The 17,121-nt window shown below is 46.4% G+C and carries 11 protein-coding genes; 2 read left to right on the top strand and 9 right to left on the bottom strand.

What is annotated here, in order from left to right:
• Positions 1-29: 29 nt before the first annotated feature.
• The 7 genes from RQP52_RS00780 to RQP52_RS00750 form a co-directional block, all read right to left on the bottom strand.
• Positions 30-920, bottom strand: coding sequence for a GDSL-type esterase/lipase family protein (locus tag RQP52_RS00780; RefSeq protein WP_315948841.1), 891 nt, complete (start codon positions 918-920; stop codon positions 30-32).
• A 96-nt stretch (positions 921-1,016) separates the two neighbouring features.
• Positions 1,017-2,693, bottom strand: coding sequence for an extracellular solute-binding protein (locus RQP52_RS00775; protein ID WP_326060830.1), 1,677 nt, complete (start codon positions 2,691-2,693; stop codon positions 1,017-1,019).
• 117 nt (positions 2,694-2,810) lie between these two features.
• Positions 2,811-3,707, bottom strand: a complete 897-nt coding sequence (locus RQP52_RS00770) for a carbohydrate ABC transporter permease (protein ID WP_315948839.1) — start codon at positions 3,705-3,707, stop codon at positions 2,811-2,813.
• 18 nt (positions 3,708-3,725) lie between these two features.
• Complete coding sequence (locus tag RQP52_RS00765; RefSeq protein ID WP_379171069.1) at positions 3,726-4,697, bottom strand: ABC transporter permease; 972 nt, start codon at positions 4,695-4,697, stop codon at positions 3,726-3,728.
• Positions 4,698-4,875: 178 nt separating this feature from the next.
• Positions 4,876-7,182: a helix-turn-helix domain-containing protein gene (locus RQP52_RS00760; protein ID WP_315948837.1), complete on the bottom strand. Its 2,307-nt coding sequence runs from the start codon at positions 7,180-7,182 to the stop codon at positions 4,876-4,878.
• A 192-nt stretch (positions 7,183-7,374) separates the two neighbouring features.
• Positions 7,375-8,967, bottom strand: a complete 1,593-nt coding sequence (locus RQP52_RS00755; RefSeq protein WP_315948835.1) for an ATP-binding protein — start codon at positions 8,965-8,967, stop codon at positions 7,375-7,377.
• A gap of 452 nt (positions 8,968-9,419) precedes the next feature.
• Positions 9,420-10,532 carry a glycoside hydrolase family 172 protein gene (locus RQP52_RS00750; RefSeq protein WP_315948834.1) on the bottom strand — a complete coding sequence of 371 codons (1,113 nt, stop codon included), beginning with the start codon at positions 10,530-10,532 and terminating at the stop codon, positions 9,420-9,422.
• Positions 10,533-10,641: 109 nt separating this feature from the next.
• Between RQP52_RS00750 and RQP52_RS00745 the strand changes: the two genes are divergently transcribed.
• The gene (locus RQP52_RS00745) at positions 10,642-11,511 is read left to right on the top strand and encodes a helix-turn-helix transcriptional regulator (protein ID WP_315948833.1); all 870 of its coding nucleotides are present in this window, start codon (positions 10,642-10,644) and stop codon (positions 11,509-11,511) included.
• Between the two features lie 262 nt (positions 11,512-11,773).
• Here RQP52_RS00745 and RQP52_RS00740 read toward each other — a convergent pair whose 3' ends face one another.
• A complete protein-coding gene (locus RQP52_RS00740; RefSeq protein WP_315948832.1) occupies positions 11,774-13,060 on the bottom strand; it encodes a Gfo/Idh/MocA family protein in 1,287 nt (428 codons plus the stop codon).
• A 39-nt stretch (positions 13,061-13,099) separates the two neighbouring features.
• Positions 13,100-15,799, bottom strand: a complete 2,700-nt coding sequence (locus tag RQP52_RS00735) for a glycoside hydrolase family 78 protein (protein WP_315948831.1) — start codon at positions 15,797-15,799, stop codon at positions 13,100-13,102.
• Positions 15,800-16,152: 353 nt separating this feature from the next.
• On the opposite strand from RQP52_RS00735, the gene RQP52_RS00730 reads away from it, so the two are divergent.
• The gene (locus RQP52_RS00730; protein ID WP_315948829.1) at positions 16,153-17,112 is read left to right on the top strand and encodes an OmpL47-type beta-barrel domain-containing protein; all 960 of its coding nucleotides are present in this window, start codon (positions 16,153-16,155) and stop codon (positions 17,110-17,112) included.
• Positions 17,113-17,121 lie beyond the last annotated feature (9 nt).

Genomic DNA, 17,121 nt, shown 5'->3' with positions numbered 1-17,121 from the left:
TTTGTCAAGCAACTAAATAAAACCAGCCTCTAATACATAGAAAGGTGGTTTTTAATTTGCTCCGCCAGCTTATTGCCTTCTCGCAAGGCCTCCTCCAGAGGTAAAGCCAATGCTTTGTTCGGATTGGAATGTCCGATATGTTCCCTCCAAGCTGCACTTAACACTTTTTGGCGCTGCCATACTAGCTGAAACAAAGGCGAGCACTCCGGTTGATCGACGAACAGTGGAGTTGCTATACAACTCACTTGAAATAGATGTCGGAGAAGCGTTTCCGCGATTACCCAATGGCCATCAGCGAGGGGATGAATCCCGTCACCTGAGCGGTAGTCGGGATCTTTTATTACCGCTTTTTCCCTTGCTAGCAGCAGCGGATCATAAATATTCACCACTTCATCGGCTATCCCTTCCTGCCAAAGCAGCCAGCGCGCATACGTTCTAAGGACATTGTTGTAATGTTCATAGGGAGTCAAGTAGCTGTATGCTTGTACATGAAGACCTTCAGCCAGAAGTGTTTCTTGTCTAATTGCAGATGAATCAAACGGTGGAGGCGTCATAACGATCGCCTTGGCACCGCTTGAACGCACGATCCGGATTGCTTCAAGCAGCCCATTTTGATAAGCTAGAAATCTTTCTTCGGAGAAAGGGGAATAGATCCCGTCATTCATGCCATAACCCAACACGACCCAATCGGGCTTACTTATTAGCAGCGCACGTTCGATCCGTTCATGGACACAAGGCCGCGGAAAGGGATGATCCTCCTCCGTTAAACCTGATGCTGTTTCACTAGACACACCTAGGTTGATTAATGTGAAGCCTTGCCCAGGGAAGTTCTGAAACAAGATGGCCTCCAAAAAGGCAATAAACGTTCCCTCAGCAGTTATGCTGTCACCCAGGAAAAGCAATCTCTTTTCTTCCGTCATCTAACATACCTCCGAGCTGTTGTTGTCGTAACTCAAAAAAAAGGAGGCTATCCAACAGGTCATTCCTGACCTATCTCGACAGCCCCACTTTACGCCTTATTTTTTAATCGCTGCCGAATCGTACGCTTTTTGAAGAATTTCAAGATATCTGCCGAGCTTGAGATTGTCGAGACCTTTCACATACGCGTCCCAATCTTTGTTCAAATCTTTGTTCCCCGTAATAAACTGGAGCGCGCTTTGCTCGATATAGTTCTTGATGTTGGTTTGAAGAATGCTTGCCTCATCGGTCAGCGCCGGATCAATCCAAATCGCCCACATCGGGAAAAGCTCTTTCGGTTCATGCCCTTGGTACAGCAGTGTAGCGTCATACAATCTGCGTTCATAATTGGCGGAATCATAAACATCCGTGCCTTGTACGATGCTATCGCGATATTCCTTTGGCTGGTAGAAATGGCCCATGCCGCTCCATCCTGCGTTGCGAGGCGGCTGTCCATCAATCGCTGGAATCGTCGCGATTTGTGGTGTAACCCCTTTGCCCAGCGCCACTTCGCCTTCCTTCGGCTTTCTCCAGTCAATGCCTTCCATACCGGATGCCGCATTCGTTTGACCTTCCATCGTGAACATGTAATCGACCATTTTAATTAAAGTAACTTGCGCTTCTTGGCTCGCTTTATTGGTGATGACGAATTTCGCCCCAGGAATCAAGCCGCCTCCATCATGTGTGGACAATGAACCATGGGGTCCTGTAAGAGGCGGAACAGGGTTATAATCGGCAGAGTTCTTATTGCCTTTATCAATATTAACGAAGATGGCTGGATGCATGCCCGCGCCTGCGCCAAGAATCTGACCTGAACCGTTCTCACCAATTTTCTTAAAAGCTTCCGCATTTTGAGTAAACGCACCAGGATCGATCAAACCTTCGTCATATAAGGATTTTATATACGTAAGGCCTTCTTTCCATTCCGGTTTATTCGCTACTGTATCCGCTTTCCCGTTAACCAGATTCAAATAATTCCGGTCATCATCATAGATGAAACCGTTCATCAGGAACGGGATCACACGTACACCGAAGTCCTCGGTTGAACCGCTAAGTGGCACCTCATCCGCCTTGCCGTTGCCATTCGGATCATTTTTTTTGAAAGCTTGAAGCACTTTCCTGAAATCTTCCGTCGTTTTCGGCATCTCCAGGTTCAGCTTTTTCAGCCAGCTTGTATTGATCCACATTTTGTTCGGGTAAGAGCAGTGAAAGCATTGCGTGTAGGAGCCAAGACCATAGATTTTTCCATCTGGTGCTGTAATGAAGCTTTTGAACGTTGCATCCTTCTCCATGGCCGCTTTGATGTTAGGCGCGTATTGGTTAATCAAATCATTAAGCGGCAGCAAGACACCTTGTTTGCCGAATTTCAAAAGATCCGCTTGCGAGAACTGATCGATATAAGCCGTTAACATATAAGCTTCCGGATAATCGCCGCTCGCTAACGAGATTTGGCGCTTTTCTTTGGCGCCGTCATAAGGAATCACATCGAACTTGAACTTCGCATTAAATTTACTTTCCAAATGCTTCGTGAACAGGTTCGTATTCAAATCAATATCGTTCGCCTGCTGCGCAAAAACGCTGATTTGTACAGGTTTGCCTGTTTGCCCAGCGCCCGGCGAGGCTGTATCTGTAGTAGGTTTTGACGATGGCGATGCCTCTTGTGTACTTGTGCATGCAGCAAGGATCAAACTGCACATTATGATAAAAATCAAAACGCTGACCGATCTTCTTTTCAATGAAATCCGCTCCCTTTGCTGAATTGAAAAGCTGACTTATAGGTTGATCTATAGCCTGCAAGTTCTTGTCGATCACCCCTTTCATTTCTTCAGTTCCCTGCCATATCCCTTTTTCCGTTACCCTTTCACAGATCCCACTAACATTCCTTGTACAAAATAGCGCTGTACAAACGGGTAGATGATTAGCACAGGAATCGTCGCAACAACAATCAGCGAGTATTTCAGGAGTTCTGCTAGCTGCTGTCTTTCAACCAGTTTCAGGGCATCCGTGGCATTCGAACTGTTATTCAAAATAATAATGCTCCGCAAAATAAGCTGCAGCGGGAACAGTTGGGCGGTTTTGAGATAAATTAGCGCATCGAAATAAGCATTCCACTGGCCCACCGCGTACATGAGGAATAAAACAGCGATAATCGGCTTAGACAACGGGATCACAACGCTCCACATAAATCTGAGGTCACTGCAGCCATCAAGCTCACTGGAGTCAATAAGTTCATCGGGTATTGAGGTTTGAAAGAAGGTTCGGGCGATGATAACTTGCCAGACCCAGATGGCATTGGGAATTAATAAAGCCCATCTGGTGTCAATGAGGCCCATCTGTTTCACGACCAAATAAGTAGGAATTAGCCCGCCGGTAAATAACAACGTAAAGGTGACTAACATCATGAGGACGTTGCGACCCTTAAATGTTTTTCGTGATAGCGGATAAGCCATCATGATCGTAAGCGCTACCGAGATCAAGGTCCCTGCCGCCGTATAAAATAAAGAGTTCGCATAGCCGGTCATGATTTTCGGATTATCCATGAGCTGAGCGTATCCCTTCAGAGAAAACTCCACTGGCCATAACCACACACGCCCCGACGTTACAGCCGCCGGTGAGCTGAACGAGGAGCTCAAAATATAAATCAGCGGATACAAAACGATCACTAACAGAAGACTCAGGATCACATAGAGGCTAATGACAAATATTTTATCGCCCGCTGATTCTCGGATCGTTGTTTTCACGGTGTTCATTGCATGGTTCCTCCATTCTCACCAAATACTCGTATTCGAGAGTCGTTTCGCAACCCGATTGACGACAACGAGCAGAATTAAGTTGATACAGGAATTAAATAAACCGACCGCCGTCGCAAAACTGTAGTTCGCGTTTAATAGGCCAATCTGATACACATAAGTTGCTATTATTTCTGAATTTATTTTGTTCAGCGGGTTTTGCAGCAAATATATTTTTTCGAATCCTAATGACATGACACTGCCAACATTCAAAATAAAAATGATCGTAATCGTCGGCAGAATACCCGGGAGATCAATATGGCGGATCTTCTGAAACCTCGACGCTCCGTCCACTTTGGCTGCTTCATACAGCGAAGGATCGACACCGGCCAGCGCAGCCAGAAATATAACGGCGGAATAACCGGCGGTCTGCCAAATATCTGACCAAACGTAGATCGAACGAAACATCCCCGGTTGCCCGAGAAAATTAATCGAATCCATCCCGAAATAGTTCATCGCGACATTCACGAAACCCAGTCGAGGTGCCAGGAACAGCATGATGATGGAAACCATGACAACGGTGGAAATAAAATAAGGGGCAAACGAAACTAATTGTACGAACCGCTTAAACTTGCCATTGCGTATTTCATTCAGCGCGAGAGCCAATAAAACAGGAATCGGGAAGCCGGCGAGAAGCAAATATCCGCTGATAAGCAGCGTGTTTTTAATCAGGGTCCAGAAGATCGGATTCTCGAAGAACAACTCAAAATGCTTAAAGCCTACCCAAGGGCTTCCCCAAATCCCTTTGGTCACGTTGTAATCCTTGAAGGCAAGGACGGCATTCAGCATGGGATAATATTTGAAAATAATAAAAAATAAAGATGGTGGAATCACGATCAGATATAGCTGCCAATGTTTGATAAGACTCTTTTTCACATACTCCCTCCTACAATCCGATAAAATGTGATAGCGCTTTCCATATGGCTGATTATAGGTGGTTGCCGAGGCCATCGTATAGGTACATTTGCGTCAAATTCCGAACATAAAACCCGAATCAGGCCGAACATTTGCTAATTAAACGTCCATTTAACCCGCGCCACCTGTGCAGTCAAAAAAGAGGCATTCTCCCATCAGTCATGTAAATGACGGAAGAATGGCCTCTTTTGTGGTTAGAGAAAACTCTAGGGTTTTATTCCTCGACAGATTGTCGGAACGAGCTTGGCGAAACGCCCATTACACGTTTAAATGCCCTGCGGAAAGAATGCGAACTGTTATAGCCGACGTGCGAAGCAATTTCGTCGACGTTGTACTGGTTTCTTTTAAGAAGACTCGCCGCATGATCCATTCTTACTTTCTCCAGATGGTCGGATAAATTCGTCCCCGTCACCTCTTTATACAGCTGGGAGATGTATTTCTCCGGCCGTTCGACATGTTCTGCAATCCGGTATAAGTTAAGATCGGGATCTGCGTACCTGGCTGCGATAAATTCATTTATTTGTTTCACTGTTCGATAGTGCGCATCGTTCTTTTTACTCATAATCAGGCCGCACATGTCCGCAACAATCCCATTTATTTCTTGGGAAATAATTTCAATGGACTCGCTGATCCCAATAGCAATGATCCGATTTTTGATTTTCTCGAACGATGAGGATTCCATAATCGCCTTCTGGTCGAGCAGTTTGAGCAGCGTTCCCTTCAATTCTCCGATGAACTGATGCTTCATCTCCATAGAAAGCTCGCGATTTTCCGTGTTGTGCGCAATCATCGATCTGACGATTCGTTTCGCTTCCTCTTCATCGCCTGCTCTAATTGTACTAATTAATCGCAGTTCCAAGTCGATCGGATAATAATACGTATTGCTCTCAATTCGTGTATCGCCTAACCATACGATTCCTTTTTTGTTCATATAAATAGCGTTTTCTAATGCCTGCCTTGCTTGCTCGTAGGATCGGCTAACCTCCATTACGGAGGTAAAAGGATCGCTTAACCCAGCCGTTATCGTAATGCGATACTCACCAAAAGCAAGATTGACTAGCCGGTTCACGAGCTGCTCAACATCATCTTTATTGACTTCCTCCCCAGCTTCTGGATTCCCGGAGGTAAAGAGGAGAACCATTCGATCCGAACCCAAATCGGTCATATGAACCAGGACGCGACTTTCATCTTCGATCACAATTTGCTTCAGAATCAATCTGGCGGCGCTCAGCTCGTTTAGAATTTCAACGCTTTCCATATCAGAATACCCGTTAATTTGCAAAATACCCGTGTAGCCGGAATTAAAGCTAACACCAGTGCCCGCTTGAGCAGCCGCAGACATGATTTCTTCCCTGGTTTGAAACTCTCCTGCAATCAGCCGCTTATAGAAAGCATCCCGAATTAACGGAAGCTGTCGTTTGAGCTCAGATTCTAAGTGTTTGCTATTCATCAAAATATTGGAAATGTTACCCTGTATAAAATCATATTCATTACGTGCCAGCGCCGCTTCCTTGCCAAAATGCTCTTTCATGACCTGAAGCAACCGAGTAATTGGAAGCGTATTGCGGTACGAAAGCAAGTAGCCTACAAGAAGACCAATCAGCAGCGCAGCACCTGTCACCGACCAGGTAATGTATTTGATCTTATTCGCATTCTCCATCAAAACGTGTCTTGGAATCCCCGTACTGTAAACCCAGCCTGTTGTTTTGGAGCGAATTTTGATCACGAGATCATCTTTATAAAATTGGCTGACGGACGCTTTATCGAACTTTGGATCCACGGAGAGCTGCTCAATTTCCGGCTGGGTAATTCCCTGCAGACTAATCGTGTGACCTTGCGCATCACTGATGTACATCCAGCTGCCCGATTCATTCCGCAAGCCCGATAACACACTGTTGATCGTTTTTTCATCTATAATCGTAACCACGGTTGCCGGTGATGAATCACTAAAGCTGTCTAATGGAAGCGATTGCATATAGGTGATTACGGATGTTTGTGTCCCTCCAGTAACGAAAGGACTCAGCGGCATGATTTCACTGCTATGCGTTTTATCTAAAATCTTCTTTTTCCAATCATCGAATGAAAGATTGTTGTAATGCGAAGCCTCATAATAATGTTCCGGTCGAAAATAGGCGTTGCCAGGCGTTACAAGCACATTAAAGTTGGTGAAATAAATAAAAAAGTGCTTCAAAAAGTCGTTGGTTTGGCTATAAGCCTTAATATCCCTTGAGATTTTCCAAATCCCAAACACATTCGTTTTCTGATCCATAACGCTTTCATTTAATAGCACACTTAAATCTTGATTCAAAGCCAGCTGCCTGGTGAAACTTTCCACCTCCGCCATTCTGCGCTCCAAAATTTCCTGACTCTTCTGCAGTTGTGTCACATTGTTTTCAATGGAAATGGACTGCGTGACAGCGATTGAGGTGCGATATGACATATACCCCGCAATACTAGGAATAATTAAAATAAGGATGTAGGAAAAAAGAAACTTCCGAAACACGCCTGAGAACTTGGGCACAGGTAACTCCCCTTTCTATGAGAGCGCTTACTCCCCAACTCATTATATAAAATTAGGGCATCATCGCCTAGGGTACAATTAGGCTGATGACCATACATATTTCCCTTTTCAAGCACACATATGGTCGTATCGCGGAAACAAAAAACTCACTTCAACTGAAGTGAGCATGCGCTTATCTCGGTTATCGAGCCGTCATTCTAAGGGTAACGTAACCTCAAATCGCGTCCCGTAGCCTTTTCGAGAGGTTGCGGTTATGGTTCCTTTATGATTTTCAATAATTCGGTAACAAATCGATAAGCCGAGTCCTAATCCATTCTCTTTCGTTGTAAAAAAGGGATTCAGAATTTGATCCAATTCTTCTTTGGTCATGCCAATGCCATTATCATCAATGCTGATTTTGAAGCTTTGATTGTCATCCGCCAATTCTGCGCACAGCTGAATGGTCCCATTTTTCCCAATGGATTCAATGGCATTTTGGAGAAGGTTAATGAGGACTTGTTTGATTTGAGAGGGGTCAATCATAGCAACCGTTAAGGCGTTATCGGTTATCGCCGTGATGGATGTGTTTTTTAGAATAGCCTGACTATCCATAAATCGTACAATGTCTTTCAGAAATTCCTGCATGTTCACGGCTCTTCGTTCCGGTGTGCTAGGCTTGGCCATAACGACGAAATCGGATACAAGCTGCTTCATGCTTTGAAGCTCTGTTTCGATTAAATGAACGTAACTCCATAGTTTAGTAGGGTCGTTGGACTGCTTACTCAGCTGAAAAAAACCAATGATGGCCGTAAGAGGATTCCTGATCTCATGCGCTAAACCTGCCGCCAGCTTGCCGATGGCCGAGAACTTCTCCGAATTAATCCACTGCCGCTCCAGGATCACACGATCTGTGATATCGCGAAACTGAGCGAAGGCACCCAGCAGTTCGCCATGTTCGTTCAGGATGGGCAGCACATCAAAGAGACACACACTCTCTTGATCCAAGGAATAGCGGAAAGTAAGCTCAATATTCTCACTTTGCTTGCGATACTTCAGAGCTTGATAGAAATAGCTGCCAAAATGTTCAAAAGGAAATACCGGTGTGCCTGTTACACTCTTCCGGTTCCTTCCCGTAATTTTCTCCGCATACGCATTAAATTCCGTGATGATCCCTCGTTCATCCGTCATAATGATCCCATTGCGCATATTATTCACCACAAGCTGCTGAATCAGGTTCTGATTATGATTAACGAGGCGGAGCGACAGTTCCCGTTCGATAGAATCTACCATATTCGCTAGCAGAGCTAGATACGTAGGATGGTGATGCTCTACGGACGTCATGATCGAGATGGCCCCTGATAAGTTGTGGAAATTGGAAAAGTGGAAGGGAACGCAATAACAGGCGCTATCCTCCAACATCATATGATAATGCTCTTTCCCAACAATCTGAATCGGTTTTTGTTCAAGGAGCGCAAGCGCTACCACATTCGTCCCCATAAATTCTTCATCACACTTGATGCCTTCTTGAATGCCGAACCGATTGATTGTCGACTTCATGGTCTCATCGCCATAATTATCCAGGATATAACCTGTATCATTCGTTACGACTATGAGATGAGGTGTCCCTGACAAGAAGGCTAATAATTTTTCTGCAAAATAATTAGTTACCACTAGAATCTTTCGATACTTATGCTTCTCTTCCTGAAGCTGTTTGGCCGTCAATTGAAAACCGGGTAATGGTATTTTGGTAGGGTCCAAACCTTGCTGCAAGCACCTTTGGCGGGATTCTTCGATCCATAGTTCCATATGATTCTCCTCATTTTTTGCTCATCATTCGGTACGACATTGACCCAGATCTTGATTTCAATCCTGTTTTAGTAAATTATACCATAGTTCTCTGCTTAATAAATATAAAACCAATGTACTATATTGGATCTGGGTTCACCTAGAGGAACTGGAAGCCCCTATTTGGAGAAAAACGAGCAGTTTTGTGTGTGAGCGGAACTACAGGCTCTTATTTGCCCTCCAAGGTGAGATTTTCAGGTGAAACTTGCGAAATAGTGCCCTGTAGTTCCCATGTCCATGAAAAATGGGCCTATTCCGTGAAATAGAGTCCTGTAGTTCCCTCCCGCTGAAAGCTCAAAAACAAAAAAAGGTTCTCCCCTTGGCCATAAAGACCTTCAGAGACAACCTTATAGCGTTTATATACGTAAAACGTAACGATCAAGCACCGCGGATTAAAAAAGTGCCTGCTGCAATTATCTAGGCCATCTTTGCTGTACCGGCAGCAGCGCCGGAAAATCTGCATGAGGCTCCATCTGATACCAGTAAGCGACGGAAGAAACATCATCGGACCTCTCAAATAAGCGCGAATGATCATGGCCAATTTGCTGAATCATTACTTTCAAATCACTTTCAAAGCGGATTGGATCCGGCAGATGCCAACGGTACATCCCATGCATAGGCACCTGATGACCGGACCATGGATCAATCTCGGTCGTTTCTTTGTAGTACGTATATCCTAAATAAGGCGTTGAATAGGACTCCGGTTCGTTGGTTTTCAAATTGGAGAAACACCAAGCGCCCCCCACATAATCTTCAGTCCCTGTCCCGCAGATGGTCGGCCACTCGTCATCGCCATCCATATAAAACTTCATCTCGCCTTCTCCCCACCAGTTTCTTTCCAGCGCTGCCCATGCCAAGTAGGTACCCACATATTGACCGGCCCCTTTGACATTGTCTAGTATAGTGTAATCCTTCCCCATCTCGGTGAAGCGCTCTCGGCGCCATTGAGCATGGAAATAAGCCGCATTATCAGGCAGTTCGTCAACAAGCGTATAATTAAATGTATAGAAAAATCCGCCAATGTCATAGGCGTGCTGGTTTTCAATCGTAATTTTCGCAGAGGTGCGGAACGGCATCGCGAAATAGCAGTTCATCCCACCGGTCGGGTTAACGGAAATCGGAAGTGAATTGACGTTACTGCGTCTGGCGAAACCATTGCAAAAGAAGTCGCCAAGCGGCACTTCAACGGATGGCGTCTCTTCGTCATCCCAGTACATTCTGAGCACGAGGTCACGAAGCACGTACTGTGCTTGATGTCCTTTGGCACCTGTTTTATCGGTAACCGTGATCCAAAAGTGCTGAAGCACGCCAGCTCCCTGTATATGAGCAAGCGTAACCGTTTCGCCTTGTTTTAAATCGATGCAAGGACGCCCTTTTCTGGCCGTTCCCAGGTTGCTGGCGGCTTTACCTCCTTGCCCTTTCTCCCCCGCCAAATTTTCCGCCGTAATGGAACGTGTCCGCCCGTTTGTCACGAGAGGAGCCGTAGATAAGCCATTTCCCAAACCATGCAGTTGCAGCATGCCCATCACCTCTGTATCATATATTGTTGTACATACCTCCATTATAAAGTGTTTTATCCCCATTTATTTAGCATAGATTGCCGATTTCCTTACCATATATTGCTGAGGTGCCGTTATGGAATTGAGTCAGATTTCGCCCTACATTCGTGTTGCAATGGATAGTGTGATCGAGACACCATGGACGATAGAAAAACGCATGATTTGGGATTATGAGCTGCTGTTTCTGATGGAAGGTCAATTGGAAGTGAGAGTGGCAGAGCACATTTACGAAGGCCGTCCAGGGGATGTTTTCTTTTTTAAACCTGGAGAGCGACATGCTATAAAGTCAAAAGGGACACAAACCATTCGCCAGCCTCATGTCCATTTCGATCTTAACGTTTTGCCGAATAGCCCGGAGGTTACCGTCTCGTTTAAGTCCATCGATCAGATGAGTGAGAAAGAAAAAGAATGGTTTCGTGAGGACCTGCTCTCCACATCTCCTTATTTTATCCCGAACCATTTTCGTCCACGGGATTCCACTCATTTGGAACGGGTGCTGTTCGATCTCATCCGTGAGCATGAAACCAAACCACCCTATTACGAGTTCCGGGTCAAAAGCGCTATGCTTGATCTGCTTGCAATCCTGCTGCGCGAACAGTATTATGGCGGCAAAACAACGAAAGAGGGTCAGGTTGAATTCTTATCCGAAATCCGCACCTATATTGACCGCAATGTCAATCGAAACGTGACACTCGAGGAGTTATCCGAGAAGTTTCATATCAGTAAATTTCATCTTATTCATCTTTTCAAAACAATGTTTCAAATGACTCCCATCCAGTATCACCAAAACATTCGCATGGAAAGAGCCAAAAACAGCATTCAATTTTCCAACACACCCTTGAGTCAAATTGCTGAGCAGCTGGGGTTTGCGAACATTCATACGTTCAGCCGGGCGTTTAAAACCGTTATGGGCAAAAGCCCCTCGCACTTTCGGGTCAACCGATAAGAGGGCACCACTCGGCTCGGTAATTTAGAGGAACTGTAGGCTACTATTCCGCGAAACTGACGGGTTTTGATGGTCGAGGGGAACTACAGGGGCTTATTTCATGGTTTCCGAGCCATTTTCTACTCACAATGAGAAAATAACGGATCGTAGTTCCCATTCGTTGCCCAATGGATCGTTTCCCATGAAATAGCGTTCTGTAGTTCCCTCCGCCACTGCCCTCCCCCGAGATTCCCAGAGGCGGGCAATCTTTTATAGCAATCCTTTACCTTAGCAAATCTGCAACTTTGACGGGTTGGCCTGTCCGGATTGCGCGATTCGCGGCAATGCCGACCAAAATGGACCGGGCTCCGTCCATATGATTCGCAGCCCGCTTAAAGCGATCCTCAGCCGGCTCACCAAAAATGTCGTTCAGCAGCACAGGATCTCCTCCGCCATGGCCGCCAACACCGGTTTCTACGTTCACCTCATACGGACGTTCAAACATCGGAAAGACGCGGATCTCCTTATTTTTTATCGCTCCTTCGAGCGCCTTATCTCCACCAGAATTGACATAGGATTGCTCCATAATCGTCATCTCCAGTCGACCTTTCGTTCCATTAAAAGCTATCCGGTAACCTTCCCAAGGGGAATAGGCATTTAACGAATAGGTCAAAATCGCTTTGTTTTGATAGCGAACCATAACGCCCATCGTATCTTCAATGCTGATGCCATCTCCGAATACGTTCTGATCGCGAAGGTAGCCATCCTCATGCTCAGCGTCTAAATACAACGCCTTCAATCGTCCATTGCGATCCAAATGGAGTGCAAAAGGATCATCCTCGGCAAGCGGATTACCCGTTGCTCTATCGTAGAATTGAGTTACACCGCGTTTCTCAGCGTTTTCACGTCCATAGAAGAGCAGATCGCCAAGAGCAAACACCGTATCCGGCTCTGACCCGATCCAGAAGCTGACGAGATCGAAGTGATGCGTCGATTTGTGCACGAGCAGTCCACCGCTGTTTTTCTTGTCACGATGCCATCTACGGAAATAATCAGCTCCGTGTTTGGTATTCAACAGCCACTCGAAATGGACGGAGTTGACCTGTCCAATGACGCCTTCTTCAATCAACTCTCGCACTTTCGTATGATGAGGCGCATAACGGTAATTGAACGTAACCCGCACGTTGCGTCCTGTCTTCTCCACTGTTTCAAGAATTTGACGGCACTTCTCCTCGTCAATTGTCATAGGCTTCTCTGTTATTACATCGCAGCCTAATTCCAGCGCACGAATGATATACGTATGGTGTGTACGATCAACACTCGTGACGATAACTACATCCGGCTTCTCGATTTCGATCATCCGGTCGAACGCTTCCGGTTTGTAGGTGCGCACCTCTGGGTAGTCAAACTTCATCTGCAATTGCTGCTTCGCATAATTCATGCGGGTCTGGTTGATGTCGCATAAGGCCAGCAGCTCCGTCGTTTCCCGGAAGCTCTCCGCCATGGCGGAATAAAAGAACCGCGCTCGCCCGCCGGCTCCAACCAATACGTACTTTTTCCTCGTCGTCATGCCTCTTTCACCCTTTATATATGAATAATGAAACCAACACTACACAGATGCCTTAATGGCAAGCAAATCACTCTCAAACGTGTATCGACCCGCTCCAAGCTTGAACCAACTTACCTCTTCCGTACTGCCAAGCGGCTGGCAGCCTTCGATCTCCCAAGTTCCTGATGTCCTTTCGACGCCATCGATGGCACTAACCCGTCCAGGTACATAAATCGTAGCCGTCGTATTAACGGGAATCGACACTTCGATCCGGAATACTTTTGACGACGCGGATAAATGCCAAGCCACCTCGATGGTTCCGTACAAGGAATCGTAGCTTGCTTTAACCCGGTCCAATTTTCCACCTGGCCTTGGCCGTATGATCGCATGTTTAAACCCTGGTGCAGCAGGATCAGCCTCGATGCCGGCCATATATCGGAACATCCACTCCCCTACTGAGCCAAGGGAATAGTGATTAAAGGAGTTCATTGACGGCGTTTGGAACCCTTTGTGTTCCGTCCAGCCATCCCACCGTTCCCAGATGGTCGTTGCCCCATGTTTGATGGAATACATCCAGGAAGGGAACTCCTCCTGAGTAAGCAGCGTGTAAGCAACGTCTAACTTTCGATGATCCGTTAAAGCAGGCAGTAAGTAGCCGACTCCGAGAAAGCCCGTTGATAAACGGTCTCCACGAGCGGAAATATCATCTGTCAGATGCTCTATAGCCATCTTATTCAATTCTTCGGTCAGCAAGTTGAATTGCAGCGCAAGGACATACACCGCCTGCGTCTCTCCGTGAATTCGGCCGTCACTGCCCACAAACGAATCCCGGAATGCTTGGGCAATCGAGGCAAACAAGCTCTCATATTGCGTCTGATCTTGCTCGCGTCCCAGAACGCCGGCGATCTTAGCCAACAACTGGGTGCTGTAAGCAAAATAAGCCGTGGCTAGCACTTCTTTTGGCGTATCCGCATCAATGGACAACCAATCGCCATAGTTGGCATAATCCGGACGCACGAGATCTTCAGTGTTGTCCCGAAGGTAGCCGACCCAATCAACCATCGCTTGGTAGTTATTTTCCAATATGCGAATATCCCCGTACATCAGATACAAGGTCCATGGAATGATAACCCCGGCATCGCCCCATCCCGCATTATCGGGTGCGAACCAATTCAGATTCGCATTCCACATTTTGTGGCGAATCCAGCCGGCGTCAGGCGCCACATCTGTGAAAGCCCCCGACGGCAGCTGACTGTCGATCATATCCTGCATATATTTTGAAAAGAAGCGAGATACATTCATATTGTAAGCGGCCGTGCGGGCAAAAATTTGCGCATCACCGGTCCAGCCCAACCTCTCGTCGCGCTGCGGGCAATCCGTCGGCACAGAGAGGAAATTACCCCTTTGTCCCCATGTAATATTGCTATACAGCCGGTTCACCATCTCATCATTGGTCTCCAGTCGTCCCGTCTCGGCCATATCGGAGTGTACGACTTTTCCCAGGATTGTATCCAAATCGGGTTCACCAGGGTAACCAATCAGTTCAACGTAACGGAATCCGTGAAATGTAAAATGCGGTTCATACCTTTCTTCCCCGGTCCCTTTTAACACATAATGGTCCTGCTGAACGGCTACTCGTAAGTTGTCCAAATATAGGCTGCCGTCTGGATTCAGCATCTCGGCATGGCTGACGGTGACTTGGTGGCCTGCTGCCCCACTAACTTTGAACTCTGTCCAACCCACCATATTTTGTCCCATATCATAAATGAAAGTCCCTTCTTCCGTGCGGCGGAAAGAGACGGGCTTACGTACTTGCATGATGCGAACCGGCGGTTCAATCGTTGCCACAAGCAATCCATTGTAGCCCGTTCGAACATCCGGAATCTCCCAAGAAGCTGCTTGATAACCGGCTTGATCCCATCCGGTCGGCTCCAGCCGAGCATCGTAGGCTTCACCTTTGATTAGATCCGAATAAAGAATCGCTCCCTTAGCTGCCTGCCAAGACGAGTCAGAAATGATAAGCTCACTCGTGCCGTCGAGGTACTCAATTCGTGCCTGAAGAAGCAAAAACGGCCTTTCCCCATACACATTTTTCCCGAGAAAACCGACCGTACCCGCGTACCAGCCGTCACCTAAAATGGCTCCAAAAACATTTTCGCCTACGGTTAATTGGTCTGTAATCTCATAGGCTTGCACTTGCACGCGTGTCTCATAGTCTGTCCAGCCAGGCGCAAAGAGAGCTCCAATCCTGCTTCCGTTAAGCCGAAGATCATATAAGCCAAGCGCAGTCGCATAAACAAACGCTCTTTTCACCTGCTTGGCAAGCTGGAAGCTTTTCCGCAAGTATGGAGGAGGCTGCATATCAACGCCTTTTTCTGCTTTGCGGCCGATCCACTTGGCCTTCCAATCTGCGCGTGACAGCAGTCCCATGGACCAATAAGCCGTTTGACTCCAGGCAGATGCTTCTCCATGCGTATCCCACACTCGGACTTTCCAATAATAAGTTTGCTCAGAGATCAACGTATCTCCCGCATATGCAATGTGAATTGATTGATCGGACGCCACTTTACCGCTGTCCCACTTATCAGCCACACCTTGATCCAACCGCTCTTGTGATGAGGAAACCATCACTTGATAATACGCTTGAGCAGCAGAGCGTTCGTTCGACTCCAGCCTCCAAAACAAACGTGGCCGCCTGACATCAAGTCCAAGCGGGTTATTCGCATATTCCGTTAAACATTCAACAATGGATAGGCTCACCGTTATCCCCCTTAAGTTAAGATCGTACTTGTTTGTATTATAAAAGGAGAAACCAGCTCCGATATGGGGGGTTCGAGAACAGTTTATAGGGCAAAAACATTAACCTTGCGGCGTAATGCCTTCACTTGATTCATTGCATACACCTAAATGAAAGAAATAACCTATAAAAATGAACTCATTCCCCTAATGTGCCAGATGGAATATGTATTAAAGTTAACTAGCATAGCTGTTTTCACGCTATCTTTTTTCATTTGCTTCATTGAAAACGATTTCAATTTTTTGACGAAAAATCCGAAAGGGGATGAATGACTTAGGCATATTCCGCTCCATAACAAACAAGAGGAGGAAGTAACTTGAGAAAATGGACCTTATTCCTGCTGTCACTCCTGATGTTCTTCAGTCTATCGCTGCAGATCGCATCGGCATCTCCCGCGGAAGTAACAGCATCGTTTGATTCTGCTACAGGTATTGTAACGGTTTCCGGCAACTCGGGCTTGACGGGAGAGCATCTGATTACTGTACAAGTCCGTGATCCGCACAATCGTCTTGCCTACTTGGATCAGGGCAAAAGCAGCACAAACGGTGACTACCTGTTTCATTTTACGGTGAATAAAAGCATTACCGGTACCTATGCCGTTTCCGTCGCAGGTGAAGCCGATATCGCTGTTTCCCAAACGACCTTTACCGTAAATTCGCTTGATACAACAGCGCCAGTAACAACCGCCGAAGCTAGCCCAGTTGACGGCAGCAATGGCTGGTATGTTTCCGCGCCGACTGTCACACTTTCCGCAACAGACAACGTTTCGGTCACCCAAACCACCTACCGATTGAATGGAGGTGCTTGGAGCCAATATGTACAAGCGGTTACACTACCTGAAATTAGCGGTAGCTATCTGTTTGAGTACAGAAGTATTGATCAGGCTGGAAATGAAGAAGCCGTCCAATCCCTAACTCTACGACTGGATAAAGAAGCGCCTTCCATCAAAGTAACCTTGGATCAGGACACCATCTGGCCGCCAAATAAGAAAATGGTCACTGTGACTGCCGATGTGTATGCTTTTGACGCCATTTCACAAATCGATAACATTGTCCTTACTTCTATTACTTGTAATGATTCCATCCAGCCGGATGACATTCAAGACGCGCAGTTTGGCACTTTGGATAAGACTTTTGCGCTTCGTGCAGAGAAATCAAAAGAGCATTCCGAACGCGTATATACCATCACCTACACGGCGACCGATAAAGCCGGAAATCGCCAGGCGGCTACTACAACGGTAACCGTGCCTCATGACCAATCCGGCAAAACGAAGTAATGATCTTTC

Origin of the sequence: Paenibacillus violae, assembly GCF_032461945.1 — a bacterium.
Classification (GTDB): Bacteria; Bacillota; Bacilli; order Paenibacillales; family NBRC-103111; genus Paenibacillus_E; species Paenibacillus_E violae.
Note: the sequence above shows the minus strand (reverse complement) of the source record. Positions and strands in the feature narration are given on the sequence as shown.